This is a genomic window from Nocardia sp. NPDC049220 (assembly GCF_040647855.1).
Taxonomy (GTDB): Bacteria; Actinomycetota; Actinomycetes; order Mycobacteriales; family Mycobacteriaceae; genus Nocardia.
In genome coordinates this window covers 1,331,823-1,357,499 of record NZ_JBEZDA010000001.1, presented here as the reverse complement: position 1 = coordinate 1,357,499, position 25,677 = coordinate 1,331,823, and the positions used below count along the sequence as shown (strand labels likewise).

Here is a 25,677-nt window from a genome sequence, read left to right as displayed (position 1 = left end):
GCGAACACTGGGCCAGAACAATTCACACTGCGTTGCTACGGGGCTGCTACGGGAGACGCTGTCGGTACAGCAGGCCGGTGACGACTCCGGCGGCAACCAGCAGCAGCCCGAGCAGCAGCCACGGACGGCTGGCATCGCCTCTGGTCAACTCATATCCGATCTGCTGCTCCAACGTGTCATAGACCCTCGTCAACTCCTGCAGGGACGACGCGGTATAGAACTCGCCCCCGGACAGCCGCGCGATCTCCTTCATCGCATCGTCATCGACCGCGACCTTGACCTGTTCGCGACCACCGTCCTCACGGGGAATCTCGACGACACCCCAACTCGTGCCGAACGAGATCGTCGAAATCGGGACGTTCTTGTTCTTCGCCAGCCGGGACGCCACGAACTCGTGCCGCGGATTGTCGACATCCTCGAAGGCGGGAACCGTCTGTTTTCCGTCCGACATGAGTACAACGCGGGCCGGCGGTGGTTCCTGGGCACCGCCGAGGACCGTGGCCAGGGTGTCGATCGCCTGCAGCGCGGTGAGGATGCCTTCGCCGGTGGCGGTGCGCTCGGCCAGCTTGACGTTGTCGATCGCCGCCTTGACCGCTTCGTGATTCGTTGTCGGGGACACCATCACCGAAGCGGTGCCCGCGAACGTGACGAATCCGATGTTGACCCCCTCCGGGAGTCCGTCCACGAATTCCTTGCCCGCCTTCTTCGCGACCTGGATACGGGTCGGCGGCACATCGTCCGCCTCCATCGACAATGAGACATCCATCACCAACATGACGGTCGCGCGGTTGCGCGGTACCTTCTTGACCGCCGTAGGCCCGGCCGCGGCGATGGTGAGCAGCATCAGGCCGATCAGCATGAGTGCGACGGCCAGATGTCGCAGCGGGCCCGGCCGCGACGGCGCGACCCTCTCCAGCAGCTCCATGTTGGTGAACTTCACCATGTGCTTGTGTCTGCTGCGCTGCACCAGAATGTAGCCGAGCGCGATGAGCGCGATGACCGCGAGGAATCCGAGCCAGATCTGTGCGGTGAAATGCGAAATACTCACTGGCGTGGCACCCGCCCGGTCGGGGCGCCCAAGCTGTGGCGCCGGGTGGACACGAACCGGACCACATCGGCGATCCAGTCCCGATCGGTTTGCAGGGTGAGCACCGGAGCGCCACAGCTGCGCAGAGCCTGCTCGACCTGCTGACGGTGGCGCTGCGCGGCAGCGGCGAAATCGGCGCGCAGTGTAGGGGTGATGCTGAACTCGCGGGTGCGCCCGGTCTCCGGGTCGTGCAGCACGACATCGCCCATGTCGGGCAGCGACAGGTCGCGCGGGTCGATCACCTCGACCGCGAGCAGATCGTGCCGCGCGGAGATGGCACGCAGTGAGCGCTGCCAGTCGATGTCACCGAGAAAGTCGCTGATAATCACGGCGAGGCCGCGTTTACGTTGCGGGCGGCGCAGCGATTCGATGCCGCCGCGCAGGTCACCACGCACGCCGTCGCGCGCGTGCGGTGTCGTCGCGATGCCGCGCAGCAGGGTCTGGGCGTGGATGCGCCCGCTGCGTGCCGGGATGCGGACCAGTCGCTCGCCGGTGGCGACCACCGCACCGATCCGGTTGCCACCACCACTGGTCAGATGCGTGATCGCGGCGGCAGCGGCGATGGCCAGATCACGCTTCTCGCACGCGGCGGTACCGAAGTCGAGGCTGGCGGACAGATCGATCACCATCCAGGTCTCCAGCTCTCGGTCCGCGATCATCTGACGAACGTGCGGATGGGTGGTGCGAGCGGTGACCGACCAATCCATCTGGCGCACATCGTCGCCCGGCTGATATGTGCGCGCCTCCCCCGGCTCGGAACCAGGTCCTGGTATGAGACCGAGGTGATCACCGTGCAGCACGCCGTCGAGCTTTCGGCGCACGGTGAGCTCGAGGGTTTTCAGCGCGACCGACAGTCGTGGGTCGGTCAGTTCTCCTGATCGGAACGATGGCGGTGCGTGCGACGGCATCGGTACTGGGGGAACCGGATCCGATGCCGACGTCACTTCGGCGGGATGGTGCCGGCGGGCTGGGAAAGGTGCCCGTTCGACGGCTGTGGCACGGACTGTTGCTGCGGCGAGGGCGGCTGCGGGATCTGTTGCGGCGGCGCGTTCTGCGGGCTGACAGTGGGCGGCGCGGCCGAAGCACCCGGCGCGACCGCCTGCGGTGCGACCTGTGGCAGGCCGATGGTCTGCAGCACCCGCTTGATCACATCCTCCGGGCTGATCTCGTCGGCGAGCGCGTCATAAGACAGCACCAGGCGATGGCGCAACACGTCCGGGATCACCTCGACGACGTCCTGCGGCACCACGTAGTCGCGACCGCGGATCAGCGCGACAGCACGAGCCGCGGCGATGATCCCGAGGCTGGCGCGTGGCGAGGCGCCATAGGAGATCCAGCTGGCCACATCCTGCATGCCGAAGTCGGCCGGCTTGCGGGTCGCCGCGATCACCCGGACCACATAGTCGACCAACGCATGATGCACGAAGGTGTTGGCCGCCACCTTCTGCAGACGGATCAGTTCCTCCGGCTGCAGGATGGGACTTGCCGCCGGAGGGGTCACGCCCATCCGGTAGATGATCTCGCGCTCCTCCTCCACCGAGGGGTAGTCGACCACGACCTTGAACAGGAAGCGGTCGCGCTGCGCCTCGGGCAGCGGGTACACGCCTTCGCTCTCGATCGGGTTCTGGGTCGCCATGACCAGGAACGGATCCGGCATCGGGTAGGTCTTGCCGCCGATCGAGACGTGCCGTTCGGCCATCACCTCGAGCAGTGCCGACTGCACCTTGGCCGGCGCGCGATTGATCTCGTCGGCCAGCACGAAGTTCGCGACGACCGGGCCGAGTTCGGTGTCGAATTCCTCGCGGCCCTGCCGGTAGATACGGGTACCGATGAGGTCGGTGGGCACCAGGTCTGGCGTGAACTGCACGCGGGAGAACGAGCCGCCGACAACTTTCGCGAAGGTCTCCACCGCGAGCGTTTTCGCAATACCCGGCACACCCTCGAGCAGGACATGTCCGCGTGCGAGCACACCGACGAGCAGCCGCTCCACCAGGCGATCCTGGCCCACGATTACCCGCTTGACCTCGTAGATCGCCTTTTCCAGGGTCTGGACGTCACGCTCGAGGGTGCTGGGCGCGGAGCCAGGCGCATCTTTCGCCAAATTCGCCCCGCTCACACCGTCCGTCGAAGTCACCAACATCCCCGCTTTCGCCTTGGTCCTGTGCGTGCTGCCACAACTATTCCAGGTAATGGCCGCCTGTGCCGCAACCGGACCCGATATAAAGGGAATTCGACGATCCCACCCGGCCGCCCGGCATCCGAAAAGTCGGATATCAGGTAGTGACCCGCACCGCGTAGGGCATGATGCCACCCTCCCGAACCGGGGACACCTTCACCACGTCGCCGGATTCCGGCGCCTCGACCATCTTCCCGTCGCCGAGGTACAGCGCGACGTGCTGACTGCCGTTGGGCCCCCAGAACAGCATGTCGCCGCGTTCGCGCTGGTCCACTGGCACCCGCGTGCCAGCGTTGTATTGATACCCGCTGTAGTGCGGAAGCGAAACTCCGATGCCCGCGAACGCGTAGATCATCAGGCCCGAGCAGTCGAAGCCCACCTTGTTGTAATCGCCATGACTGTCGGCGACACCACCGTCACGGATGCCCAGCGTCGGCCCGTCCTCGTCACCGCCACCCCACGCATACGTGACGCCCAGCTGTGACATGGCCCGGTCGACCGCAATGTCGACGCCTCCGGAACCGCCGACTGAAGGCGCGCTCGGGCGTGGCATGGTCCGCCGCGGCGGCGGCGCGGCCTCCATCTGGGTGTGTGGGCGCCTGCCTTCGCCGAGCCGCGCGGCGCGATCCCGGGCGGCCAGATCGTCGGTGGCGCGCGCCGCGGCCGCCGCGGCGGCCGCGCGCACCGCGGCCTCTTCCGCCTTGCGTTGCGTGTCCCAGACCAAGTACGCGTCGCGCTGGCCGCGCAGTCCCGCCACGTTCTCTCGTGCCGAATCCACCCGACCTTGTGCATCGCGGCGCTGGCGTAGCAGGTCGTCTCGCTGGACGGTCTGCTGGTCGAGCTCGACCCGTGCGGCAGCCACCGCCTTCTCCGCGTCGGCCTTTCTCGCCTCCGCCGCGGCAGTGGCGCCATCGGCGGCCGACTTCGCCTGTCGCGCACTGGAATTCTGATTGCCCTGGGCGATCTGTGCACGGCGTAGGCTGTCGAGCACCTGCTGCTGGTTCTTCGAGACCAAGGTGAGCAGCTGGGCTTGATCGAGCGCGGCCGCCGGAGTGGCAGCGGCAAGGTAGATGACCATCGACTCCGAGCCCGGCCGGGTATAGATCTGCGTGGCGAACTGGTCGAAGTTGTGCCGCGCCTGGCCGACTCGCGCTGCGGCAGCTGCCAGTTCGCGCCGGGATTCGGCGACAGCCACGGCGGCCGCGTCGGCGGTGTGGCGCGCGTCCTGCAGATCGACCAGCGTCTTGTTGACCTCTTCCCGCTTCCGCGCGACCGCGTCGTCGAGTTGTTGGAGCTGCTGGTCGACCGCGGCGACCTGGTTGATCAACGTCCCCACCTCGGCGACTCCGGCGTCGACCTGCGCCCCGGCCTCGGCGATCTGGCTGTCGCTGGGGTTCGGCGGCGGGGGCGGAACGGAGGCGGCGGGCCCTCCGGCAACCAGCACAGCCACCAGCGACAGCAATCCAATAGCTATTCGCAGCGGGCGGCGTCGGGCGAACTCGCCGTTATTGCGCATCACACCTCCGAGAAGTGGATTCCGGCAATGCCTCACGAGCACCAGCCGAACCATGACGCACAGTGGTCGACAGATGGCCTCTGACAACACTTGTTCCCCAGTAGCGGTTATTTGAACCGTACGGCACTTACATCACCAAGAAAACTCCAGTAACAGAACTACATACGCGTAATTTTTACTTTTTTCGAGATTTACTGGATGCAGCGGCGGATTCCGGCAAATGTCGCAAACCAACCGCCCGGAGAAAATGGCACAGAAAGACCGCATCCCCGATAGATGCCGGATCAGTACCGCCGATCGCCGACGCACGACAGTCTCAGCAATCATTCAGCATTAGAAAAACGGCAGCACTAGCAAACAGCTAGCTGCTCCGGACATAGCGCACTCGCCGCCGACTACGCGGCGGCGAGCATCGATGACTCGAATCTCGGTCGAATCCTTGAACAACTCGGTTCGGTCGACCGATGTCGAAGCCGACCCCGAGCTATCTCGCTAGTTCTTCCGGATTACAGGAAACTTGCCCTCGGCGGCTGCCGGTCACCGGAGCCCAGCGCGGCCGCGGTCGCGTCTTCGCGCGCCCGTCGAGCCTTGACCCAGTACAGCCCACCAACGACCGCCAACGTCCCGGCCAGCAGCACACAGGTGATGGCGGTCCACGACGACACCGATTCCGGGGTTTCCAGACGGCTGACAAAGAGACCAGCCGCCTCCGCGCTCTTGCCGTGCGTCTCCTTCGCGCCGTCCTCGGCCCATTCCAGCTGCACGCGGCTGATCGAGTCGCTATAGGTGCCGACCCAATCGTCACTGAGGACGACAACGGTGCCGTGCTGCGTCTCGCCCACCTCGGTAGCAAGGTCACGCAGGCTCGAGTCGTGGCCTGGATTACCGGGAACGACCACGATGCTCAGCGGCACCCCGTGCGCCCGCGCATCCGCCGCGATGGCCGCCAGTTCCGCCTTGTCCTTGCCGGTCAGGGTCGCGACGTGGTCGTCGGCCAGATCCGCGTTGAGCGAGCTCACAGTGTCGGCGGTGACGTTCGGCGGCAGTTCCGCGGCCATGGGGGTGAAAACCGAGGTGTGCGGGGCGGTCATCTTCCATCCGGTCTGTCGAGCCGCATCGGTATCCGAAGCGACGGTCATCCAACACTGCAGGGGCGAGCGAGATCCCCTTCTAGCTCGAAAGCACAGTACGCGACGGAGTGTCGCAGCACTCGCGTGCGGCACACCGAGCGACCCCCCAGTGTTTCACAGGACAAGCGTACTGTTACGGTCGTAGGGCGAGGACCCGGCGCCTTCCGGCGCCGGAGCACCTGGCGAAGACTCGGTCGCTCGCACAGCCCCGCGGGCGGCCCCCCGCACCGACGAGTGGAGCTGAAGTGACGACAAGTATCGATACTTTCGGCGCCAAGGGCACCCTCGAGGTCGGAAGCAACTCCTACGAGATCTTCCGCCTCTCCGCCGTGCCCGGCACCGAGAAACTCCCGTACGCACTGAAGGTCCTCGCGGAGAACCTGCTCCGCACCGAGGACGGCACCAACATCACCGCCGACCACATTCGCGCCATTGCGAAGTGGGATCCTTCGGCCGAACCGAATACCGAGATCCAGTTCACGCCCGCCCGCGTCATCATGCAGGACTTCACAGGTGTGCCCTGCATAGTAGACCTGGCGACGATGCGCGAGGCCGTCGCCACCCTCGGCGGCGATCCGGACAAGGTGAACCCGCTCGCGCCCGCGGAGATGGTGATCGACCACTCCGTCATCATCGACGTGTTCGGCCGCGCCGACGCCTTCGAGCGCAACGTCGACATCGAATACCAGCGCAACGGTGAGCGCTACCAGTTCCTGCGCTGGGGCCAGACCGCGTTCGACGACTTCAAGGTCGTACCGCCGAGCACCGGCATCGTGCACCAAGTCAACATCGAGCACTTGGCCCGCGTGGTCATGGTCCGCAACGGGCAGGCCTACCCCGACACCTGTGTCGGCACCGACTCGCACACGACCATGGTCAACGGCCTCGGCGTCCTCGGCTGGGGCGTCGGTGGCATCGAGGCGGAGGCGGCCATGCTCGGCCAGCCCGTCTCGATGCTGATCCCGCGCGTGGTCGGCTTCAAACTGACCGGCGAGATCAACCCCGGAGTCACCGCGACCGACGTGGTGCTCACCGTCACCGACATGCTGCGTAAGCACGGCGTGGTCGGCAAGTTCGTCGAGTTCTACGGCAAGGGGGTGGCGGAGGTGCCGCTGGCCAACCGCGCCACCCTCGGCAACATGAGTCCCGAATTCGGTTCCACCGCGGCGATATTCCCGATCGACGACGTCACCGTCGACTACCTGCGCCTGACCGGTCGCTCCGACGACCAGGTCGCGCTGGTCGAGGCGTACGCCAAGGAGCAGGGCCTCTGGCACGACGCCGACAAGGAGCCCGCCTACTCCGAGTACCTGGAACTGGACCTGAGCACGGTGGTGCCGTCCATCGCGGGCCCGAAGCGTCCGCAGGATCGAATCCTGTTGTCGGAGTCCAAGATCGCCTTCCGCAAGGATATCCACAACTACACCAGCGACGAGGTGAGCGGCCCGGCCGCATCCACACCGCACTCGCGCCTGGACGAGGCGCTCGAAGAGTCGTTCCCGGCCAGCGACCCGGCGGTGCTGTCCTTCGCCGACGACGACGCCGAACTGATATCGGCTGCCAACGGCGCCGCGGGCCGTCCGTCCAAACCGGTCAAGGTCAGCACCGAGGAGCACGGCGACTTCGTGCTCGATCACGGCGCGGTCGTGGTCGCCTCGATCACTTCCTGCACCAACACCTCCAACCCGTCGGTCATGATCGGCGCCGCCCTGCTGGCCCGTAACGCGGTGGACAAAGGCCTGACCCGCAAGCCCTGGGTGAAGACCTCCATGGCGCCGGGCTCACAGGTCGTCAACGGCTACTACGAGAAGGCGGGCCTCTGGCCTTACCTGGACAAATTGGGATTCAACCTGGTGGCCTTCGGCTGTGCCACCTGCATCGGCAACACCGGCCCACTGCCCGAGGAGATCTCCAAGGCGGTCAACGACAATGACCTCACCGTCACCGCGGTGCTCTCGGGAAACCGCAACTTCGAAGGTCGCATCTCCCCCGACGTGAAGATGAATTACCTGGCCTCCCCGCCGTTGGTCATCGCCTACGCGCTCGCGGGAAGCATGGACTTCGACTTCGAACACGACGCGCTCGGACAAGACACCGACGGCAACGACATCTTCCTGAAGGACATCTGGCCGGCGCCGCAGGAGATCCAGGACACCATCGACCGGGTCATCAGCCGCGACATGTTCCTCGAGGACTACAAAGACGTCTTCAAGGGCGACGAGCGGTGGCGCAGTTTGCCCACCCCGGAGGGTAAGACCTTCGAGTGGGCCGAGGAGTCCACCTACGTTCGTAAGCCGCCGTACTTCGACGGCATGCCGCAGACCCCGGAGCCGGTCACCGACATCAAGGGCGCCCGCGTGCTCGCGCTGCTCGGCGATTCGGTCACCACCGACCACATCTCCCCGGCGGGCAACATCAAGCCCGGCACCCCGGCCGCGCAGTACCTGGAGGAGCACGGCGTCGAGCGCAAGGACTACAACTCCTACGGCTCGCGGCGCGGCAACCACGAGGTGATGATCCGCGGCACCTTCGCCAACATCCGGCTGCGCAACCAGCTGCTCAACGACGTTTCGGGCGGCTACACCCGCGACTTCACCCAGGAGGGCAGCCCACAGGCGTTCATTTACGACGCAGCGCAGAACTACCAGGCCGCGGGCGTCCCGCTGGTGGTGCTCGGCGGCAAGGAGTACGGCTCGGGTTCCTCGCGGGACTGGGCCGCCAAAGGCACTCGCCTGCTCGGCGTGAAGGCCGTGATCACCGAATCGTTCGAGCGCATCCACCGCTCGAACCTCATCGGCATGGGCGTCATCCCGCTACAGTTCCCGGCAGGCGAGTCGGCCGCGTCACTGAAGCTGGACGGTACCGAGACCTTCGATATCGAGGGCATCACCCAGTTGAACGAGGGTGCTACCCCGAAGACCGTGAAGGTCACCGCCACCAAGGAGACCGGTGACAAGATCACCTTCGATGCGGTGGTCCGGATCGACACCCCCGGTGAGGCCGATTACTACCGCAACGGCGGCATCCTGCAGTACGTGCTGCGCAATATGATTCGCAGTTGAGCTGCTTCGCTGACCGTCCGCCGTCGGTTCACGGCGGCGGACGGCAGAAACCGCCGTCGAGGGTCCGTGCACCGCATTTCGCGGTGCACGGACCGTTCCACATTCCGCGGCACGCGGCATCGCCTGCCCCGCGCCGCAACGCCCGCTTCCCTCGGAGGAGCCCGCCATGCCTAAGGTCAGTGACGATCATCTCGCCGCCCGGCGCAGCCAGATTCTCGACGGGGCACGCCGCTGCTTCGCCGAATTCGGCTATGAAGGCGCCACGGTGCGTCGTCTGGAAGAGGAGATCGGGCTGTCGCGCGGCGCCATTTTCCACCACTTCCGGGACAAGGACGCGCTATTCCTCGCCCTCGCCCAAGAGGATGCCGAGCGGATGGCCGACGTCGCGGCCAACCAGGGCATCGTGCAGGTGATGCGCGATATGCTCGCCCACCCAGAGCAGTTCAACTGGCTCGGAACACGTTTGGAGATCGCCCGACGACTGCGCACCGACCCTGAATTTCGGGCCAGCTGGACCCAGCGCTCCGCGGAACTCACCGCCGCCACGCTGGCCCGCCTGGAACGCCGCAAGGCTGCGGGGGCATTGCGCGACGACGTCCCCACCGACGTCTTGCTCGGCTACCTCGATCTCGTCCTCGATGGCCTGATCGCCCGCATCGCTTCCGGTCACACCAATGAGAACCTTTCCGCCGTTCTCGATCTCGTCGAGGCTTCGGTGCGCCGCAGGCACTGATCAGCCGACGACGTTCAGAACGTCGCGTTCACGTAGTTCGCCGCGTGCGTTGTCCACCGCACGTTCGTGCCCGGCATCGTGTGGGTCGCGTACCGTACGTGCTGCCCGTCCGGCCACGGGGTCAGGTAGCCGATCACGCCACGGACCGCCGTGGAATAGCGGTCGAGGTTCTCGATCGGGTCCCGCAGCAGCACTTCGAGTAGTTCGGCGAAGATCAGCGGTGCGACATCGCCGATGCGAGCGCCCTCGACGAAGGAGAATGGCGAGATGCCGATGTCGATGATGCGCAGCGGCGAGTCCGCTGGGGACGCGGTGATGATGTCCCCGGGGTTCGCGTACTCGCGGACGGCGACCGCGGCGGGCCAGGCACCGCGCTGACCATGCAGGCCGAAAGTCGACGACGGGCACAGGTTTCCGACCGATTCGCCCGCGCGACGCAAGGGGTTGGCGATGTTCACCACGAACGCGATCTCCAGTGGAGTGCCGTCGGTATTCTTGTACTTTCCCGATCTGACGCCCTCCAGGATCCGACTCGCACAGATACCGCCGAGTGAGTAGCTCAGCAGCCCACAGACATTCGGTGAGTTCTGGATCGCCCGCACCCCGGCGGTGACGCCCAGCCGCACCGAGGTATCCAGCGAGGGACCCCACACGTCCGGCGCCGGGCCCACCGCCGCGGGCCAGTCCGGTTCGAAAGCGCTGAATCGGTCGGTGTCGAGCAGCGTGGTGATTTCGTGCAGGATGCCCGCGGGCGCGCCGTCGGGATTTCGCGGCTCGCCGGTGCCGCGGAGCGTGATGATGTCGATCATCGTGGTCTCCTAGCGCACCGCACCGACCTTCGGTACGGGATTTCACGGTAGACCCGTGTGACACTGCACGACCCGAGTACCGGGCTACTTCACCGCGACACGCGTTTCGCCACGCGGAGCGCGATCTAGGGGGCGGATAGCCGGGCGTGGCTACGCGCCGGACTGCATGCTTTCCAGCAGCGCTCGTACGATCCGATCCAATTCGCGCCGATCACCCGCGGAGAGCACGGACAGCAACCTGGTCTCGTTCGCGGTGTGCTCGGTGACCGCGACATCGATGAGCTCTCGCCCCGCGTCGGTGAGCGCGACCCGGACCGCCCTGCGGTCAGCCGCGTCCGCGACCCGCCGCACCCACCCGGCCGCCTCCAGTCGGTCCAGCCGCCCGGTCATGCCCGCGCGCGAGAGCATGAGCGTGTCGGCGAGCATGGACGGGTTCAGCTCGAACGGCTCGCCTGATCGGCGCAGCGCCGCCAGCACGTCGAACTCTCCGCGCTGCAGCCCGTGTGTGGCGAAGACCGCCTCGATCTCGCGCTGTGCCACCACCATCAGCCTGCCGAGACGTCCGATGACCGCCATGGCGTCGAGGTCGAGATCGGGCCGCTCGCGTCGCCATTGCGCCACGATCGCGTCGACGGGATCTGTTATCTGCTCGGTCATGGACAGGAGTCTATTCGTCGGTATATAGTTCGGTAGCGAATTATAAACCACCGAACTAATGGAGTCCGAGATGAACGCCCCCCGCATGGACGTCGCGATTCGTCAGCCGCAGGACGCGGAGACGCTGGGTACCGAGTCGGTCACGATGCGCCTACTGATCGATGCAGAACCGGCCGGAGGCGCGGTGAGCACACTCGAGGTCACCATGGCCCGCGGCGCCGACGGCGCGGCACCGCACTACCACACGCAGTCCGACGAGTTGTTCTACGTCGCGGACGGAGAACTGCAACTGCTGGCGGGCGACCGAATCGTCACAGTCGGCGCCGGAGGCGCGATCGTGGTGCCGAAGCTCATGCCACACGCCTTCGGCGCCACTCCGGACAGCTCGGCGCGGATCATGATCGCGCTGATGCCGGGTGTGCAGCGCTTCGAGTACTTCCGGCTGCTGGACCGGATCGCCACGGGAGAATCCACCCTCGCCGATCTCGCGGCATCCCAGCAGGAGTTCGACAATTATTTCGTCGACGCGCCCGCTTGGTGGGCCGAGCGAAACGCGAACCGGCGTTGAGCGGCCCGAATACGCCATCGCGGCGCCCGATGACACAGCGCGACCATCGAGAGCCGACTTGACAGCCACACAGTCGACGGGCGGTCCGTCGACGCCACGCGGGCTCCCACCCTCGGCAGGCGGCCCGATCCTACCGCCCGCAAACTTGTCGCGTCACCGAGCACGCGTTTCGCCGAACCCGCCGATCACTCGACACCTAGGTGCCGCCCATCGGCGGTCGGTGCGGATGCGGCACCTGCCAATCCTGGGCTATGGGCGCCGATTCCACGTCACGCACCGATAGCTGGAAGATTGCGTCATAACGCTTCCTAACCTGCCGAAAATCTTTCGGTGCTAGCCCATTCCATACCGGAATCCGGTTTGCCACCGGCCGCGAAATCTCGCGATCCCAGCCGCTCGCCGCCCTGACCACGATATGATCGCTCCTACGCTAGGGGGTCGTGGCAAATCACGAGCAGATCGGAGAAACCGCTATGACCGACGCAATCCGCCTTCCCGAGACCGAGCCGCACGGTGTCCACGTTCCTCCGCTCCAGGGCCTCCTGATCGCGGAGTCGGAAGGCGACATCACCGTGCGCGTCACCGAGGGAACGTGGACGTTTCGTCGCTGCGACGTGATACGGATCACCGACTCCGAAGCCTCGTACCCCGATCAGGACGGACGCCCGGTCCTGGTGAACATCCGCGCGGGCGCGACCGCCGACTTCACCCGGCGACTGCGCATAGACCTCGTCGAACGGCCGTTGACCCTCGCGGACGCGCCGTCGGAAGCCCTCGGCGACGATCAACTGCGCAGGCTTACCGAAATATGGGCCGACCGGATGCAACTCGTCGACTGTCCCGGCGGAAACAGCGCGACGTCCACCTACTGCCAGACCAAATCGTTCGACGGCAGCGACGACGGCATCAACTGCGACAGTCTCGACTGAACGGCTCAGCACATGGCGGCCCGCCGGAAGGATTCGGTCCTGATCGTGTCCGAATCCGATGATCTCCACGGTTCAGCGGTGGCCGCGACACTACGAGAGCATCACGGGATCACTCCGATCCAACTCGACCTCCGCGATTTTCCGCGCGAGTCCGGCAGTTTCCGGCTGGACCGGTTCGGCACCGCGCGCTCGCTCTCGCACCTGATCGGGCTGGACGACGTCCGATCGGTGTGGTGGCGGCGCCCGCACCCGACCCGGGTACCCGCCGGGGTCCGAGCCTCCGACAACGACTTTCGCCAGTCGGAGTGCGATGGATTCATCCAGGGTCTGCTGTGGTCGATCCCGGCCCACTGGGTCAACGATCCCGGCGCGGACCGCACCGCGGGCCGCAAAATCGTGCAACTGGAAACGGCGCTGCGTGCCGGGTTCGCCGTGCCGGAGACGTTGATCACCAACGACCCGGACGAGGCCCGCAGCTTCATCGAATCGCGCTCCGGTCCAGTTATTTTCAAGCGCACCGGTACGAGCCGGGCCGAGTTCACCGAAACCCGGATCATCACCAGGGACGATTTCGACCGGCTCACCGCGATCCGGTCGGCGCCGACCACCTTCCAGGACTATGTCGACGCCGCCTGCGACCTGCGGGTGGTGTGGGTCGACGGCATCGAATGGACCGTGCGCATCGACTCGCAGGCCGGCGTGGGCAAGGTCGACTCCCGCCTGGACACGTCGGTGGATTTCGTCCCCGACCACCTGCCTGCCGCGGTCAGCAAGTCACTGGCCACGCTGATGGGCGCGCTCGGATTGTCCTTCGGTATCCTCGATCTTCGGCTCGGCTGTGACGGCGAGTACTACTTCCTGGAGGTCAATCCGCAGGGCCAATTCGCGTACCTGGAGGTCAAGACCGGATTGCCGATCTTCCGCAGCTTGGCCAACCTGCTCGTGAACGGCGACGGCATGGTCGCGGGTTATTGATTCCGGCGATAGATCTGCAGCACCACACCCGACTTCGGGAACGACACGGCGTCCACCAACCGCAACTGCCGGGGCGCGAGTTCGTCGAACAGTCGAAGGCCTGTGCCGAGCAGCACCGGAAACACCAGCAACCGTATTTCGTCCACCACATCCAAGCGAAGGAACTCCTGCGCGGTGCGCACGCCGGCGAACACGACAACCGGCCTACCAGGACTGTTCTTCAGCTCAGCTACCTCGGCGAGTAGGTCGGCACCGATCCGGCGGGCCGGCTGCCATGGCAGCTCCGGGTCGGGCCGGTGCGATAGCACCAGCTTGGGCAGGGCATTGACCAGGGGCGCGAGCATCGCATCACCGGGCGTCGCCGGATCCCGTTGCGCGTCCGGCCAATATCCGGCGAGCACCTCGTAGGACGTGCGCCCGAAGATCTGAGCGTCCACGCCGCTGAGCAGTTCGGCCAGATACGCGTCGAGATCGGGGTCGTCGACCTCGATCCAGTCCAGTGCGCCATCCTGGCCGGCCGCGTATCCGTCCAGCGTCACCATGATCTGCACCAGCAGGCTCCGCGCCACAGGGTTCCTTCCGTCGGCAAGTGTCGTTCGACAATGCAGACGGGCCGCATGGCGCCGATTCATCGCGGCGTCGGCGAAAAACTTGCCGCCGACGCCTGTTTGGCATCGCCCCGGACGCTACGAACTCTTGCGGCGGTTGGCTCCACCACGACTGCGGAGCTGCACATGCGACTCCACCAGCACGTTATGAATGAAGCCGTAGGAACGGCCGGTAGACCGCGCCAGCGTCCGGATACTCGCTCCCGCCTCGTATTGCTTCTTTAGTTGAGTCTGTAGGCGGTCGCGAGACTTCCCGGTGACGCGGGTGCCCCTACCTAATGGGGCCTTGCCTTGTGTGGGCCTGTCGCTCATGGCTTCCTCCGAGTCGCCGAGCAGCGTCCTTCCAGGCTAAGCACTCAGCAGGCCATGATCAACGGGTTCGTGTGATGAAAATCACGCAAGCTGAATAAGTTCCAGATATTCGGCCGACCAATGGTCTTCTGTGCCGTCCGGAAGCAGAATCACCCGTTCCGGAGACAATGCCTCCGCTGCGCCGGGGTCGTGCGTGACCAGGACGACCGCGCCCGCGTAGGTGCGTAGCGCGTCCAGCACCTGCTCCCGGGAGATCGGGTCGAGGTTGTTGGTCGGCTCATCGAGCAGCAGCACGTTTGCCGCCGAAGAGACCAGACCGGCCAGCGCCAGACGGGTCTTCTCACCACCGGAGAGGGTGCCCGCGGCTTGCTCCAGCTGCGGGCCGGAGAACATGAATGCGCCGAGCAGTCCGCGCAGATCCTGCTCGCCCGCGTCCGGTGCGGCGTGGCGGATGTTCTCCCACACGGTGGCGTTGTCGTCGAGAGTGTCGTGCTCCTGAGCGAAGTACCCGACCTTGAGGCCATGCCCCGGCACCAGCGCACCCGCGGTCAACTGCTCGACCCCGGCGAGCAGGCGCAGCAGCGTGGTCTTGCCCGCACCGTTGAGCCCGAGCACCACGACCCGGCTGCCGCGGTCGATCGCCAGGTCGACCCCGGTGAAGATCTCCAGCGAGCCGTAGACCTTGGTCAGGTTCTCGGCCATCAGCGGCGTCTTGCCGCAGGCGGCGGGCTCGGGGAACTTGATCCTGGCAACCTTGTCGGCGATGCGCACATCGTCGAGTTCGGCCATCAATCGGTCGGCGCGCTTGGCCATGTTCTGTGCCGCAGTGGCTTTCGTCGCCTTCGCGCCGAGCTTGGCCGCCTGGGCGCGCAGTGCGCCGGCTTTCTTCTCCGCGTTCGCACGTTCACGCCGACGGCGCTGCTCATCGGTGGCTCGGGCGTCCAGGTATTTCTTCCAGCCCATGTTGTAGATATCGGCCTCGCCGCGCACCGCGTCCAGGAACCACACCTTGTTCACCACATCGGCAAGCAGTTCTACATCGTGGCTGATCACGATCAGCCCTCCGTCGTGGTTCTGCAGGAAGCCGCGCAGCCAGGTGATCGAGTCGGCGTCGAGATGGTTGGTCGGCTCGTCGAGCAGCAGGATCGTATCCGAACGGCCGCCGCTGCCGTCGGAGGCAGCGAACAGGATGCGCGCCAATTCGATCCGGCGGCGCTGCCCACCGGACAAGGTGCGCAGCGCCTGGCCGAGCACCCGATCAGGGAGCCCGAGGCTGTGACAGATACGGGCGGCCTCGCTCTCGGCGACATAGCCGCCGAGCGCAGCGAAGCGCTCCTCGAGTCTGCCGTACTTACGGACGGCCTTATCCCGCTCTTTTTCGTCGGCGACCTCGGCCATCAGTGCCTGCTGCTTCTCCATTTCGCGGATCAGCGTGTCCAGGCCACGCGCGGACAGCACCCGGTCGCGGGCCAGTATGTCCAGGTTGCCCTCACGTGGGTCCTGCGGCAGATAGCCGATATCGCTGGAACGCAGGATCTTTCCCGCATAGGGCTCACCCTCGCCGGCCAGGATGCGCAGCGTGGTGGTCTTGCCGGCACCATTGCGCCCGACCAGCCCGATCCGGTCGCCCGCCTGCACCCGAAGCGCCGGGCCTGGGGCCGACAGCAGGGTGCGGACTCCGGCCCGGACCTCCAGGTCGGTCGCGGTGATCACAGGCTTCTCCTTGCGGATCGGTGGTGCTGAATAGTTGCTACTCGATTGTGCGAGCCGATACGCACATGAACCAACGATTTTACCCGGGGTCGACCGCAGCCCCGCCACCCAGCACCGCGCATGTGACGGCGGTAACTGATCGGACGGGCAGTTGCGCTAGCGTGCCATGGCATGAGTACCGATCTGTGGGGCAGAAGCGCTCTGGTCACGGGGGCCAGCCGGGGTATCGGCAAGGCGGTGGCGGCGGAACTGCTCGGCCGCGGCGCGAATGTGCTGATCACGGCACGCAAGAAGGACGCACTGGAGGAAGCGGCCGCTGAACTGCGCGCCCTCGGGCACCGCGGCCAGATCGTCGCGCTGGCCGGCAACTCAGGCGCTGCCGAGGATCGGGTGGCCGCGGTCGAGCGCACAGTCGCGGAATTCGGTTCGCTGGACGTGCTGATCAACAACACCGGCATCAACCCGGTGTTCGGCTCGCTGATGGACGCCGACCTGGATGCGGTACGCAAGATCTTCGATGTCAACGTGGTCGCGGCCCTCGGCTACATCCAAGAGGCATTCAAGGCATGGATGCGCGACCATGGCGGCGCCGTCGTCAACGTTGCCAGCGTGGCGGGCATCCGGTCCACCGGCGTGATCGCGGCCTATGGTTCGTCCAAGGCCGCCCTGATCCGCCTCACCGAAGAACTCGCCTGGCAGCTCGGCCCGAAAATTCGAGTCAACGCGGTCGCGCCGGGCGTGGTCAAGACGAAGTTCGCCGACATGCTGTACTCGACCGACGAGGAGCGGGCCGCGCACGTCTACCCGATGAAGCGGCTGGGCAGTCCAGAGGATGTGGCGCACCTGATCGGGTTCCTGGTCTCGGACCAGGCGGAATGGATTACCGGCGAGACAGTGCGGGTGGACGGCGGACTGCTGGCCACCGGCGGACTCTGACCAGCACCGAGATCAGAGCCGGACGGGCTGGAGCCAATCCTCTCGCCCGGGTGGTGTCCCGGGTCCGGGCAATCCCCCTTCGATGCCCGAGCGCTCGCGCAGTGTGCGCAGCGGGTGCGGCAGATACCAGTTCCAGTCGCCGAGCAGTTCCATGGCCGCGGGCAGCAGGAACCCGCACACCAGCGTCGCGGCCACCAACACGGCGAGCGGCAGACCGATGCCGAACACCACCATGGAGGTGAGGTCGGAAGCCAGGAAGCCGAGGAAGACCAGCGAGATCAGCACCGCGGCCGCCGTGACGATGCGGCCGGTCCGCTCCAGTCCCGAGGTGACCGCGAGCGCGTTGGATCTGGTGCGCCGATATTCCTCGCGGATGCGCGCGAGCAGGAATACCTGGTAGTCGATGGCGAGCCCGAACGCTACCCCATACAGCACCATCGGCACCATCGGCGCGAGGTCGCCGGTGCCAGCGACCCCGAGCACTCCGCCCAGATGCCCGTCCTGGAAGATCCAGACCAGCGCGCCGAAGGTCGCGATCAGACTCAGCGCGCTGAGCACCACCGCGAGCAGCGGCAATACGACGCTTCCGGTGAGTAGGAACAGCACTACCAGCATGATCGGCACGATGAAGGCGAGCGCGAACGGCAGCGTCGAGATGACCGAGTCGGTCGCGTCCGCATCGACCGTAGCGGCGCCACCGACCAGCACCGGTGTGCCGGCGGGCGTCGCGCGCACGTCACGCACGATCCGCAGCAGCACCCCGGGGTCGGCGCTGTCCGGGACCACGGAGAGGTAGGCCGCGTTCACCGAGCGGAATCGGTCGTGGGCCACGGTGGGGGCGGCGAGCAATCCGCCGTGACTGTAGCCACCGGTGGCGGTGTCGACCCGGCGGACAGTGTCGATCTCCGACAGCTTCCTGGCGTATGCGTCCAATCCCGCCGCACTGTAAGCGCTTTCGGGCAGTACCACGACGACGGCGTGCTGCTCGGTTGCGGTGAAATCACGCTGAATCGTCTCGCTGACCTGGCGGCTGTTCGTCGACTCCGGCAGCGAACGCTCATCGGAGAAGCCGAGATTCACGCCGAGGAATGGTACGCCGAGCACCAGCAGCAGCGCGGTGACCGCAAGCCCGATGGGCACCGGCCGCATCATCACGAAGCGAGTGAGGCGATGCCAGGCGCCCTCGCCCGGTGCGGGCCGTGCCGCGCGTAGGAACCACCACAACTGGGCGTTGTCGATTCGAGTGCCGAGCAGAAAAAGCATCGCAGGCAGCACGGTCAGGGCGACCACCGCCGCGATCACCGTGACCACAAGCCCGGCGTACCCCATCGATCGCACGGCGAGCGGCGGAAAGAACAGCAAACCCGACAAAGCGACGGCGACTGTGACCGCCGAGCAGGCGACGGTACGGCCCGCCGAACGCATCGTCACCACCACCGCGGCCGCGGGCTGCTGCCCGGCGATCAGTTCATCGCGATAGCGGCTGACGATCAGCAGGCTGTAGTCGATCGCCAGGCCGAAGCCGAGCAGGGTGGCGACCGTGGTCGCGGTCGCCGCAAGGTCGGTGATACTCGCGATCAGGCAGAGCACGCCCACCGTGATCGTCACCGTGATCACAGCCACGGCCAGCGGTAGGCTGGCCGCCACCAAACCTCCGAAGACCAGCAGCAGCGCGACGAGCATGATCGGAAAGGCGATGGATTCGCCGAGGAGGATGTCTTTCCGGCTCTCCTGCGCGGTCTCGTGCAGCAGCATCGCGTAGCCACCGACCCGTACCTCGAGCGGGCCGTGCGTGCCGCCCAACCGCTCGGCGAGTTCACCCATCCGCTTGTCGATCTCGGCCGCCTCGCCGAGAAGGCCGGCCACGATCAGACCCTTGGTGCCGTCGGTGCTGCGCAGCGCGGGAGTCTTGTCGGTCCAGTACGAGGTGACGTTCGTGACGCCGGCGGCCGAGGTCAGCTCGGCCGTCAGTTCCGCCGCGGCGATGGCCGTAGCGTCGTCGTCCACCGACGTCTGTGTCTGCACCAGCAACACGAGGTTCGGGGAGGCGTGATCGAAGGCATCGCGCAGCAGCGCTGCCGCCCGGCTGGATTCGCTGTCCGGGTCGACGTAGCCACCGCCCTGCACCTGGTCGAACAACGTCGCGCCGAGACTTCCCATCGCCAGCGCGAGCGCCACGAACACGCCCAGGATCCACCGGCTGCGCCGCCTGGTCAGCTCGAACACTGCGTTACCCCTAACTCGTTCCGCGGCACCGTTTCGTCCTCGGACTTCGGCGGTGTCGCCGGTAGACCACCTGTCCGACGCGCCACCACGGCACACCGGTGCGCCGAACACCTTCTGCCACCACGACACCGGAGCCGGGAGCACGCGCCAGCGCTGAGGAATCCTAGCAACGCGGAGCGAAAACCCCGTGAGCGCGAACACATCCCGCGCCATGTCCGCACGGACGATCCGAACACAACCCTCGACGGCAATGCCACGCGAGGCGATTGCCCGCGACCGAAGGGATGCCGGGGACCTGGATCGCATCGACACGGCGGCTAGGCTCCGACACTGAGCAAGTGAACGAGAGGTCGATCAGATGATGCACCGAGGCGCACCCGCGCAGGACCCACGGGCCACAGCATGACACCGGATCTCGTCGTCTGTGGTCTCGGCCCAGCGGGGCGCGCCCTCGCGCATCGCGGCTTGGCGCGGGGACTCGTGGTCACCGCCGTCGATCCCGCGCCGGAGCGTGCGTGGTCGGCCACCTACGCGGCGTGGGCCGACGAGCTGCCGGACTGGCTCGCACCGGGGGTCGTCGCTGCCACGGTCCGACAGCCGATGGCCTGGGGTACCCGTGCGCACGCACTCGACCGCGCCTATGCCGTACTCGACACGGCCCGACTGTGGCAGTCACTGAGCCTGACCGGTGCGCGAGTGATCGCGGACCGTGCGGTAGAGATCACGCCCGGCAGTGTGACCCTGGCATCGGGCGAAACGATCACGTCGGGCCGTGTCATCGACGCGCGCGGCGTCACCCGGTCACCCGCACGTGCCGAGCAGACCGCCTACGGTCTGATGTTGGACGCCGAGCGCTGCGCAGGCCTCGACCCGATGTTCATGGACTGGCGCACCGACCATGGCGCACCGCCCGACGCGCCGGCGTCGTTCCTCTACGCGGTGCCACTGGGTGCTGGGCGGATGCTGCTGGAGGAGACCTGTCTGGCCGGGCGTCCGGCGCTGCCGGGCGCCGAACTGCGTGCACGCCTGCACCAGCGGTTGCGCTCCCGTGGCATCCGGCTCACCGGCTCGGAGCCGGTGGAGCGAGTGCGCTTCCCGGTCCAGGGCGGACGACCAGGCAGACACGCATTCGGGGCGGCGGGCGGCTTCCTGCATCCCGCGACCGGATTCAGCGTCGCGGCCACACTGGCCACCGCGGATGCGGTGGCGTCGGGCCAGGACGTATGGCCCGCCGCCGCGCGCGCCGTGCACTACCTGCGCGCCGCCGGTCTGCGGGCGCTGCTGGCGCTGCCGCCCGCCGATATCCCAGTGTTCTTCGACACCTTCTTCACGCTGCCCCCGGCCGCGCAACGTGCGTATCTGTCGGGTCGCACCGACCTCAACGGCACCGGCGCGGCGATGCGATCACTGTTCGCCGCTCTGCCCTGGCGGCTACGACGGCATTTCGCGGCCGCGACACTCGGGATTCCGGTTCACACACGCGGGTCGTAGCGGTCGGCCATGATGGAACGCATGAGGTCGATCTGGAAAGGCTCGATCGCATTCGGGCTGGTGAATGTCCCGGTGAAGGTGTACACCGCCACCGAGGACCACGACATTCGATTCCATCAGGTGCACGCCAAGGACGGAGGTCGGATCAAGTACGACCGCGTCTGCACTGTGTGCGGCAAGTCCATCCAGTTCGCCGATATCGACAAGGCCTACGAGTCTCCGGACGGCGACAAGGTGATCCTGACCGACGAGGACTTCGCGAAGCTGCCTGCGGCGGAGAAACACGAGATCCCGGTTCTGCAATTCGTGCCCTCGGACCAGATCGACCCGATCCTGTTCGACAAGAGCTATTACCTGGAACCGGATTCCAGCACACCGAAGGCCTACGTTCTGCTGGCCACGACGCTGGAGCAGATCGACCGCACCGCCCTTGTGCATTTCACGCTGCGCCAGAAGACCCGGCTCGCGGCACTGCGTGTCCGTGACGGTGTCCTGGTACTGCAAACATTGCTGTGGCCGGACGAAGTCCGCGCCGTCGACTTCGAATCACTGGACGGCGTCGCCGAGCCGCGGCCGCAGGAGATCAAGATGGCCGAGACGCTGGTCGAGACGATGTCCGACGACTTCGATCCGGACCAGTACACCGACGAGTACCAGATCGAACTCAAACGCCTGCTCGACGAGGCGATCGCGAGCGGCACCGGGAAGGTGCCCGAGCAGCCCGAGGCAGTGCCGAGTGCGATGGATGCCGAGGTGGTCGACCTCGTCGCCGCACTGCAGCGCAGCCTCGAAGCGAGCGGACGCCGGTCGGGAGGCCGCGGGAGTTCCGAACAGGCGGAGCCGAGGAAGGCGGCGAAGAAAACCGCGTCCAAGAGCAGCGCGGCAAAGAAGACGCCGGCGAAGAAAACCGCCAAGAAGACCGCCGCCCGGAAGGGCGCCTGACCTTGTCCGTGCCGCCGTAACCGGCTGATACCAGGGCTGGACGGTCTCGCGTGCGTCGGGACACAGCAGTGTGGCCACCACCTACCGGCACAGTCCGGCCGTTACCCCTCCGCCGCGCGGGCGCGACCTTCCTCGAAGAACTCCAGCAGTGCGGCACTGGAGTCCACTTCGGCACGCGGACGCAGCGCGCCGAACGGGGCATTCCAGAAGGCTCCGGTGTGTGGCGTCCACGGTCCGACATAAGCGTACGGACCTGGGTGGGCGGCGTCGCCCGGCGATATCCCGTAATTCACCTCGGTGACGGCGCTTGCGAGATCGAAGTGCTCTGGCCACAGCACCGGCGTCACATCCGGCGCAAGGACGCGCAACACTTCGTCCCCGAGAGTGAACCACTTTTCGATCAGTCCGGCTGACGAACTGTCCAGGTCGATTGCCGTGTCCGGATCCGTCCCGGTCGTATCCGGGTACACCTGTTGCGGTGCCCCCGGCTCGAAGCCCGCGGTCTGGGCGACCTCGCGGAAGGTCCCCGCCAGCCTCGTCCGCCCTTCGGGCCACACTAGTTCGGTGTCTACGATGCAGACCGGCCACCGCACGCCCCCGAATCCGCCGGGCACGATCCGCAACCGGACGGTGCCGGACTCCCGATGCTGAGGGCCCGCGATCAGCAACTCCGCCGCCGCGTGCAGCGCCTGCCGGGTCCGCACGTATGCCTGTTCGTCCACCCCAGCATCATCGCCGCCGCGAACCCACGAGCCCGCCGGCACGACTCGGTACCCACCGTGCCGAACCATCGGCTGTCGGCCACCACGATTCGGGTCCGGCATGGACCCGCTCCGCGGGGACGTCGTCAAGGCCGACCAGACCTCGGTGGCGGCGGGTCGACTTCGGCTGGCAGGGTGAATGCACACTCCTCAGCGCCAGGACACCTCTTGCGCCCCTCCTGTACGTCTGTTTAGTATGCTGTACATGCGTTCAGCGAGACCTCTCGAGATAGATCTGACCGCACGAGCCCGGATCCGGGACGCGGCGATCGCCGTGTTCGGCGAGCAAGGATTTTCCACCGGAGTTCGCGCCATCGCAGCTGCCGCCGGCGTTTCGCCCGCGCTGTTGAACCACCATTTCGGATCGAAGAAACAACTGCGCGAGGAGTGCGACGCGTACGTGCTCGACATCGTGCGGGAAACGAAGTCGGACTACATGCGCAACCCCACCCCGGCCGGACTACTCACCGCGCTCGCCGAGATCGAGGTGTTCGCGCCGGTGATCGCCTACATCGTGCGCAGCTACCAAAGCGGAGGCGCTCTGGCCAGATCGTTGTTCGAGCGTTCGGTCGCCGACGCCGAGCAGTATCTCGCCGAAGGCGTGGCGGCGGGCACGATACGGTCGAGCCGGGATCCGAAGGCGAGAGCTCGCTACCTGGCGACGGTCGGTGGCGGCGGCCTGATGCTGTTCTTGCAGATGCATCAAGACAACGACGGTAAAACCGACTTCCGCGCGGCACTACGCGCCTACAGCGATCAGATGATGCTGCCCGGAGTCGAGATCTACACCGAGGGTCTGCTCACCGACCGGATGGCATTGGACACCTTGCTCGCCGAGCGCGAGAAAATCGCATCCACTAATTCCGATATGGAGAATCAATGAGCAACGTGATCGAAGTGCGGGACCTCCACAAGCAATTCGGCCGCGTGCATGCCCTGGACGGGCTGAATCTCGAAGTGAAGCAAGGAGAAATCCATGGCTTCCTCGGCCCGAACGGCGCAGGAAAGTCCACCACCATTCGAGTATTGCTCGGCATTCTGCGCAAAACGTCCGGAACCGCGACGCTGCTCGGCCGTGACCCGTGGGCCGACGCCGTCGAGCTACACCATGACATCGCCTACGTGCCAGGAGATGTCACGTTGTGGCCGTCGCTGACCGGCGGGGAGACCATCGACCTGCTGGCTCGGATGCGCGGCGGGATCGATGAGCAGCGCCGCGCCGAGTTGATCGAGCGCTTCGATCTCGATCCGAGCAAGAAGGCGCGTACCTATTCCAAAGGCAATCGGCAGAAGGTCGCGTTGGTCTCGGCCTTCTCGTCCTACGCCGATCTGCTACTTCTGGACGAGCCGACGTCCGGTCTGGACCCCCTGATGGAACAGATATTTCGGGCGTGCGTCGCCGAAGCGCGCGACCGCGGCGCCACCGTACTGCTGTCGAGCCACATCCTGTCGGAGGTGGAGCAGTTGTGCGACCGCGTCACGATCATTCGGGCAGGCAAGACCGTCGAGAGCGGCACGTTGGCATCGATGCGGCATCTGAGCAGCACCTCGATCACAGCAGAGCTCACCCGCGATCCCGGCGATCTGGGCCGAATCCAGGGCGTCGCGGATCTTTCCATCGAGGGCAATGTGCTGCACGCTCGAGTGGACAGTGCGCACCTCGGCGAGCTGATCCGGATATTGGGCGAACTGGGGGTGCGCAGCCTGGTGAGCCAGCCGCCCACGCTGGAAGAACTGTTTCTGCGCCACTACGAAGTCGACGGACGTGAGCCGCACGAGGTGACGGCATGACCACCGCGACGCTTGCCTGTCCCTAGACCTCCGCGGCCGGACCCTTTGATCTGGATGCTGCTGATCGACCTGGCACTGTTGACCGTAGGCTTGACCGCGTTCCGGTGCCGCGACCTACGCTGATCAGTAGCCGACCTGCGGACGATCTCGTGTACCGCCCAGTCGCGACCGCTCGCTCCGCAGGCTCGATAACCCCGGACCGAGCGCTCGACAAATCCTCATCGCAGACGGGCAGGACGCCCGGTACTTCGGCAACCGAGTGGACCGAACTATGCCGCGCCGCTGAACAACCGGAAACCGACAGGTGGTGCGGCGAGAGCTTCGACCACCACTACCCGGACGCTCCGGCCTGCCCGGCGGTCGCCGTGCAGGCCGTCAGGCGGACGCTCGCCGCGCGGGGAATGGCGCTGCCGAGGTCAGGGAAAGGCGGCGCACTGGGGCCGAGGACATCGATGGCGCGGCGTTCCGCTTCGGCGCGGGTGGCGGCCCACGCCCAGCCGTAGCGGCCATCCGCCCCCCGGGCCACAGCCCCGCAGGCGTTCCAGAACTGCACGACCACGCGACAGTCCCGGACACCGCACTCGGTGCGCGCCGCGGCCTCGGCCGCCGCGGCGTCCGGATAATTCACCGCCGATGTGACAGCGCCGGTGCTCGACGAAAGAGCAAGCGCGCCATAGTAATCCCCGGCAGCACCTGCTTCGCCAGCAGCATTCCCGACGAAGGCGCAGGTGGCGGCGGACGCCACAACGACGCCGAGGGCAGCCTTGCGCGGCACTGACATGTGATCCTCCCCGTATCGAACCGGCTCCGAGCTCAGATCATCCTTCAGCTCATCCGATTTGTCCAAAACGGTACCGACAATGTCGGCGCAGGGGCGGCCACTACTTTTTTTCCCGTGCGGCGCGACACCACGAGGATGCCGTGCTGGCTGGTCGCCGCGGCGGCGAGCCCGGAGTACACGATGGTGATCGCGGCGGTCGATGTCAAGACCGCGCCGAGCGCGGCTCTATTCAGGAACATCACGTGTTTCTCCCCCGTTGCCACGAAGCGAGTACCGAGGTGATCGTGGTCCAGAACGGCCGAATTCACAGTATCCGGTTGCGCCCCAATGGTTTTTGCGACCACTTCGTACGCGGCACGCACCGGCGCCGGGGATCTCAGTCTCGAAGACCGCTACCACTTCACCAATACGTCCAGCGACCAGGCGCGCCGCACGCGCCCGCGTGGGAGCGCGTACCGAAAGAAATCGCCCACG

Annotated in this window: 24 protein-coding genes; 10 read left to right on the top strand and 14 right to left on the bottom strand. The window is 66.4% G+C overall.

From position 1 onward, the window contains the following. Positions 1-46: 46 nt before the first annotated feature. From AB0C34_RS06050 to AB0C34_RS06030, 5 genes are all read right to left on the bottom strand, one after another. Positions 47-1,048, bottom strand: coding sequence for a VWA domain-containing protein (locus tag AB0C34_RS06050; RefSeq protein ID WP_357067884.1), 1,002 nt, complete (start codon positions 1,046-1,048; stop codon positions 47-49). Further along, complete coding sequence (locus AB0C34_RS06045) at positions 1,045-1,995, bottom strand: DUF58 domain-containing protein (protein ID WP_357068534.1); 951 nt, start codon at positions 1,993-1,995, stop codon at positions 1,045-1,047. Before AB0C34_RS06045 ends, AB0C34_RS06050 begins: the two co-directional genes overlap by 4 nt. Positions 1,996-2,027: 32 nt before the next feature. Then, a complete protein-coding gene (locus AB0C34_RS06040) occupies positions 2,028-3,227 on the bottom strand; it encodes a MoxR family ATPase (protein WP_357067882.1) in 1,200 nt (399 codons plus the stop codon). Positions 3,228-3,360: 133 nt separating this feature from the next. Next, positions 3,361-4,779, bottom strand: coding sequence for an NlpC/P60 family protein (locus AB0C34_RS06035; protein WP_357067880.1), 1,419 nt, complete (start codon positions 4,777-4,779; stop codon positions 3,361-3,363). Between the two features lie 506 nt (positions 4,780-5,285). Further along, entirely contained in the window at positions 5,286-5,870 is a 585-nt protein-coding gene (locus tag AB0C34_RS06030) for a DUF6676 family protein (protein WP_357067878.1), read from the bottom strand. A 284-nt stretch (positions 5,871-6,154) separates the two neighbouring features. Between AB0C34_RS06030 and AB0C34_RS06025 the strand changes: the two genes are divergently transcribed. Together AB0C34_RS06025 and AB0C34_RS06020 are read left to right on the top strand one after the other, a co-directional pair. Continuing rightward, positions 6,155-8,971, top strand: a complete 2,817-nt coding sequence (locus AB0C34_RS06025) for an aconitate hydratase (protein WP_357067876.1) — start codon at positions 6,155-6,157, stop codon at positions 8,969-8,971. 166 nt (positions 8,972-9,137) lie between these two features. Then, positions 9,138-9,704 carry a TetR family transcriptional regulator gene (locus AB0C34_RS06020; RefSeq protein ID WP_357067874.1) on the top strand — a complete coding sequence of 189 codons (567 nt, stop codon included), beginning with the start codon at positions 9,138-9,140 and terminating at the stop codon, positions 9,702-9,704. A 14-nt stretch (positions 9,705-9,718) separates the two neighbouring features. Here AB0C34_RS06020 and AB0C34_RS06015 read toward each other — a convergent pair whose 3' ends face one another. Both AB0C34_RS06015 and AB0C34_RS06010 read right to left on the bottom strand, forming a co-directional pair. Next, positions 9,719-10,513: a hypothetical protein gene (locus AB0C34_RS06015; protein WP_357067873.1), complete on the bottom strand. Its 795-nt coding sequence runs from the start codon at positions 10,511-10,513 to the stop codon at positions 9,719-9,721. Positions 10,514-10,663: 150 nt separating this feature from the next. Next, entirely contained in the window at positions 10,664-11,170 is a 507-nt protein-coding gene (locus AB0C34_RS06010; protein WP_357067871.1) for a MarR family transcriptional regulator, read from the bottom strand. A gap of 70 nt (positions 11,171-11,240) precedes the next feature. Here AB0C34_RS06010 and AB0C34_RS06005 point away from each other — a divergent pair, with 70 nt between their 5' ends. The 3 genes from AB0C34_RS06005 to AB0C34_RS05995 all read left to right on the top strand — a co-directional run bounded on the left by AB0C34_RS06005 (position 11,241) and on the right by AB0C34_RS05995 (position 13,642). Beyond that, positions 11,241-11,738, top strand: coding sequence for a cupin domain-containing protein (locus AB0C34_RS06005; protein ID WP_357067869.1), 498 nt, complete (start codon positions 11,241-11,243; stop codon positions 11,736-11,738). Between the two features lie 473 nt (positions 11,739-12,211). After that, positions 12,212-12,667: a hypothetical protein gene (locus AB0C34_RS06000; protein WP_357067867.1), complete on the top strand. Its 456-nt coding sequence runs from the start codon at positions 12,212-12,214 to the stop codon at positions 12,665-12,667. A gap of 45 nt (positions 12,668-12,712) precedes the next feature. Next, positions 12,713-13,642, top strand: coding sequence for a hypothetical protein (locus AB0C34_RS05995; protein ID WP_357067865.1), 930 nt, complete (start codon positions 12,713-12,715; stop codon positions 13,640-13,642). Here the strand turns inward: AB0C34_RS05995 and AB0C34_RS05990 are convergent. The 3 genes from AB0C34_RS05990 to AB0C34_RS05980 form a co-directional block, all read right to left on the bottom strand. Then, positions 13,636-14,211, bottom strand: a complete 576-nt coding sequence (locus AB0C34_RS05990; RefSeq protein ID WP_357067863.1) for a dihydrofolate reductase family protein — start codon at positions 14,209-14,211, stop codon at positions 13,636-13,638. The genes AB0C34_RS05995 and AB0C34_RS05990 overlap by 7 nt on opposite strands. A 117-nt stretch (positions 14,212-14,328) precedes the next feature. Next, positions 14,329-14,562, bottom strand: a complete 234-nt coding sequence (locus tag AB0C34_RS05985) for a helix-turn-helix domain-containing protein (protein ID WP_357067861.1) — start codon at positions 14,560-14,562, stop codon at positions 14,329-14,331. 81 nt (positions 14,563-14,643) lie between these two features. After that, complete coding sequence (locus tag AB0C34_RS05980) at positions 14,644-16,275, bottom strand: ABC-F family ATP-binding cassette domain-containing protein (protein ID WP_357067859.1); 1,632 nt, start codon at positions 16,273-16,275, stop codon at positions 14,644-14,646. 171 nt (positions 16,276-16,446) lie between these two features. Here AB0C34_RS05980 and AB0C34_RS05975 point away from each other — a divergent pair, with 171 nt between their 5' ends. Further along, positions 16,447-17,211: an SDR family oxidoreductase gene (locus AB0C34_RS05975; RefSeq protein WP_357067857.1), complete on the top strand. Its 765-nt coding sequence runs from the start codon at positions 16,447-16,449 to the stop codon at positions 17,209-17,211. A gap of 12 nt (positions 17,212-17,223) precedes the next feature. Here the strand turns inward: AB0C34_RS05975 and AB0C34_RS05970 are convergent, their stop codons facing one another. Continuing rightward, positions 17,224-19,437 carry an MMPL family transporter gene (locus tag AB0C34_RS05970; RefSeq protein WP_357067855.1) on the bottom strand — a complete coding sequence of 738 codons (2,214 nt, stop codon included), beginning with the start codon at positions 19,435-19,437 and terminating at the stop codon, positions 17,224-17,226. 402 nt (positions 19,438-19,839) lie between these two features. Between AB0C34_RS05970 and AB0C34_RS05965 the strand changes: the two genes are divergently transcribed. Together AB0C34_RS05965 and AB0C34_RS05960 are read left to right on the top strand one after the other, a co-directional pair. Next, on the top strand, positions 19,840-20,928 hold the full coding sequence (locus AB0C34_RS05965; protein ID WP_357067853.1) for a lycopene cyclase family protein: 1,089 nt from the start codon (positions 19,840-19,842) through the stop codon (positions 20,926-20,928). 21 nt (positions 20,929-20,949) lie between these two features. After that, positions 20,950-21,870: a Ku protein gene (locus AB0C34_RS05960; protein WP_357067851.1), complete on the top strand. Its 921-nt coding sequence runs from the start codon at positions 20,950-20,952 to the stop codon at positions 21,868-21,870. Positions 21,871-21,971: 101 nt separating this feature from the next. On the opposite strand, the gene AB0C34_RS05955 is transcribed toward AB0C34_RS05960, so the two are convergent. Beyond that, a complete protein-coding gene (locus AB0C34_RS05955; RefSeq protein WP_357067849.1) occupies positions 21,972-22,592 on the bottom strand; it encodes a hypothetical protein in 621 nt (206 codons plus the stop codon). A gap of 244 nt (positions 22,593-22,836) precedes the next feature. Between AB0C34_RS05955 and AB0C34_RS05950 the strand changes: the two genes are divergently transcribed. Next, positions 22,837-23,514 carry a TetR family transcriptional regulator gene (locus AB0C34_RS05950; protein WP_357067847.1) on the top strand — a complete coding sequence of 226 codons (678 nt, stop codon included), beginning with the start codon at positions 22,837-22,839 and terminating at the stop codon, positions 23,512-23,514. Beyond that, a complete protein-coding gene (locus AB0C34_RS05945) occupies positions 23,511-24,422 on the top strand; it encodes an ABC transporter ATP-binding protein (protein ID WP_357067845.1) in 912 nt (303 codons plus the stop codon). The genes AB0C34_RS05950 and AB0C34_RS05945 overlap by 4 nt, the downstream gene beginning before the upstream one ends. A gap of 331 nt (positions 24,423-24,753) precedes the next feature. Here the strand turns inward: AB0C34_RS05945 and AB0C34_RS05940 are convergent, their stop codons facing one another. After that, on the bottom strand, positions 24,754-25,203 hold the full coding sequence (locus AB0C34_RS05940) for a DUF4189 domain-containing protein (RefSeq protein WP_357067843.1): 450 nt from the start codon (positions 25,201-25,203) through the stop codon (positions 24,754-24,756). Between the two features lie 44 nt (positions 25,204-25,247). Next, complete coding sequence (locus AB0C34_RS05935; RefSeq protein WP_357067841.1) at positions 25,248-25,565, bottom strand: hypothetical protein; 318 nt, start codon at positions 25,563-25,565, stop codon at positions 25,248-25,250. Between the last annotated feature and the right edge of the window lie 112 nt (positions 25,566-25,677).

Bases quoted from the DNA above. Each gene is read 5' to 3' on its own strand.
- AB0C34_RS06045 (WP_357068534.1), bottom strand. From the start codon at position 1,995: ATGCCGTCGCACGCACCGCCATCGTTCCGATCAGGAGAACTGACCGAC.
- AB0C34_RS06040 (WP_357067882.1), bottom strand. From the start codon at position 3,227: ATGTTGGTGACTTCGACGGACGGTGTGAGCGGGGCGAATTTGGCGAAA.
- AB0C34_RS06035 (WP_357067880.1), bottom strand. From the start codon at position 4,779: ATGCGCAATAACGGCGAGTTCGCCCGACGCCGCCCGCTGCGAATAGCT.
- AB0C34_RS06030 (WP_357067878.1), bottom strand. From the start codon at position 5,870: ATGACCGCCCCGCACACCTCGGTTTTCACCCCCATGGCCGCGGAACTG.
- AB0C34_RS06020 (WP_357067874.1), top strand. From the start codon at position 9,138: ATGCCTAAGGTCAGTGACGATCATCTCGCCGCCCGGCGCAGCCAGATT.
- AB0C34_RS06015 (WP_357067873.1), bottom strand. From the start codon at position 10,513: ATGATCGACATCATCACGCTCCGCGGCACCGGCGAGCCGCGAAATCCC.
- AB0C34_RS06010 (WP_357067871.1), bottom strand. From the start codon at position 11,170: ATGACCGAGCAGATAACAGATCCCGTCGACGCGATCGTGGCGCAATGG.
- AB0C34_RS06005 (WP_357067869.1), top strand. From the start codon at position 11,241: ATGAACGCCCCCCGCATGGACGTCGCGATTCGTCAGCCGCAGGACGCG.
- AB0C34_RS06000 (WP_357067867.1), top strand. From the start codon at position 12,212: ATGACCGACGCAATCCGCCTTCCCGAGACCGAGCCGCACGGTGTCCAC.
- AB0C34_RS05985 (WP_357067861.1), bottom strand. From the start codon at position 14,562: ATGAGCGACAGGCCCACACAAGGCAAGGCCCCATTAGGTAGGGGCACC.
- AB0C34_RS05975 (WP_357067857.1), top strand. From the start codon at position 16,447: ATGAGTACCGATCTGTGGGGCAGAAGCGCTCTGGTCACGGGGGCCAGC.
- AB0C34_RS05965 (WP_357067853.1), top strand. From the start codon at position 19,840: ATGACACCGGATCTCGTCGTCTGTGGTCTCGGCCCAGCGGGGCGCGCC.
- AB0C34_RS05960 (WP_357067851.1), top strand. From the start codon at position 20,950: ATGAGGTCGATCTGGAAAGGCTCGATCGCATTCGGGCTGGTGAATGTC.
- AB0C34_RS05950 (WP_357067847.1), top strand. From the start codon at position 22,837: ATGCGTTCAGCGAGACCTCTCGAGATAGATCTGACCGCACGAGCCCGG.
- AB0C34_RS05945 (WP_357067845.1), top strand. From the start codon at position 23,511: ATGAGCAACGTGATCGAAGTGCGGGACCTCCACAAGCAATTCGGCCGC.
- AB0C34_RS05940 (WP_357067843.1), bottom strand. From the start codon at position 25,203: ATGTCAGTGCCGCGCAAGGCTGCCCTCGGCGTCGTTGTGGCGTCCGCC.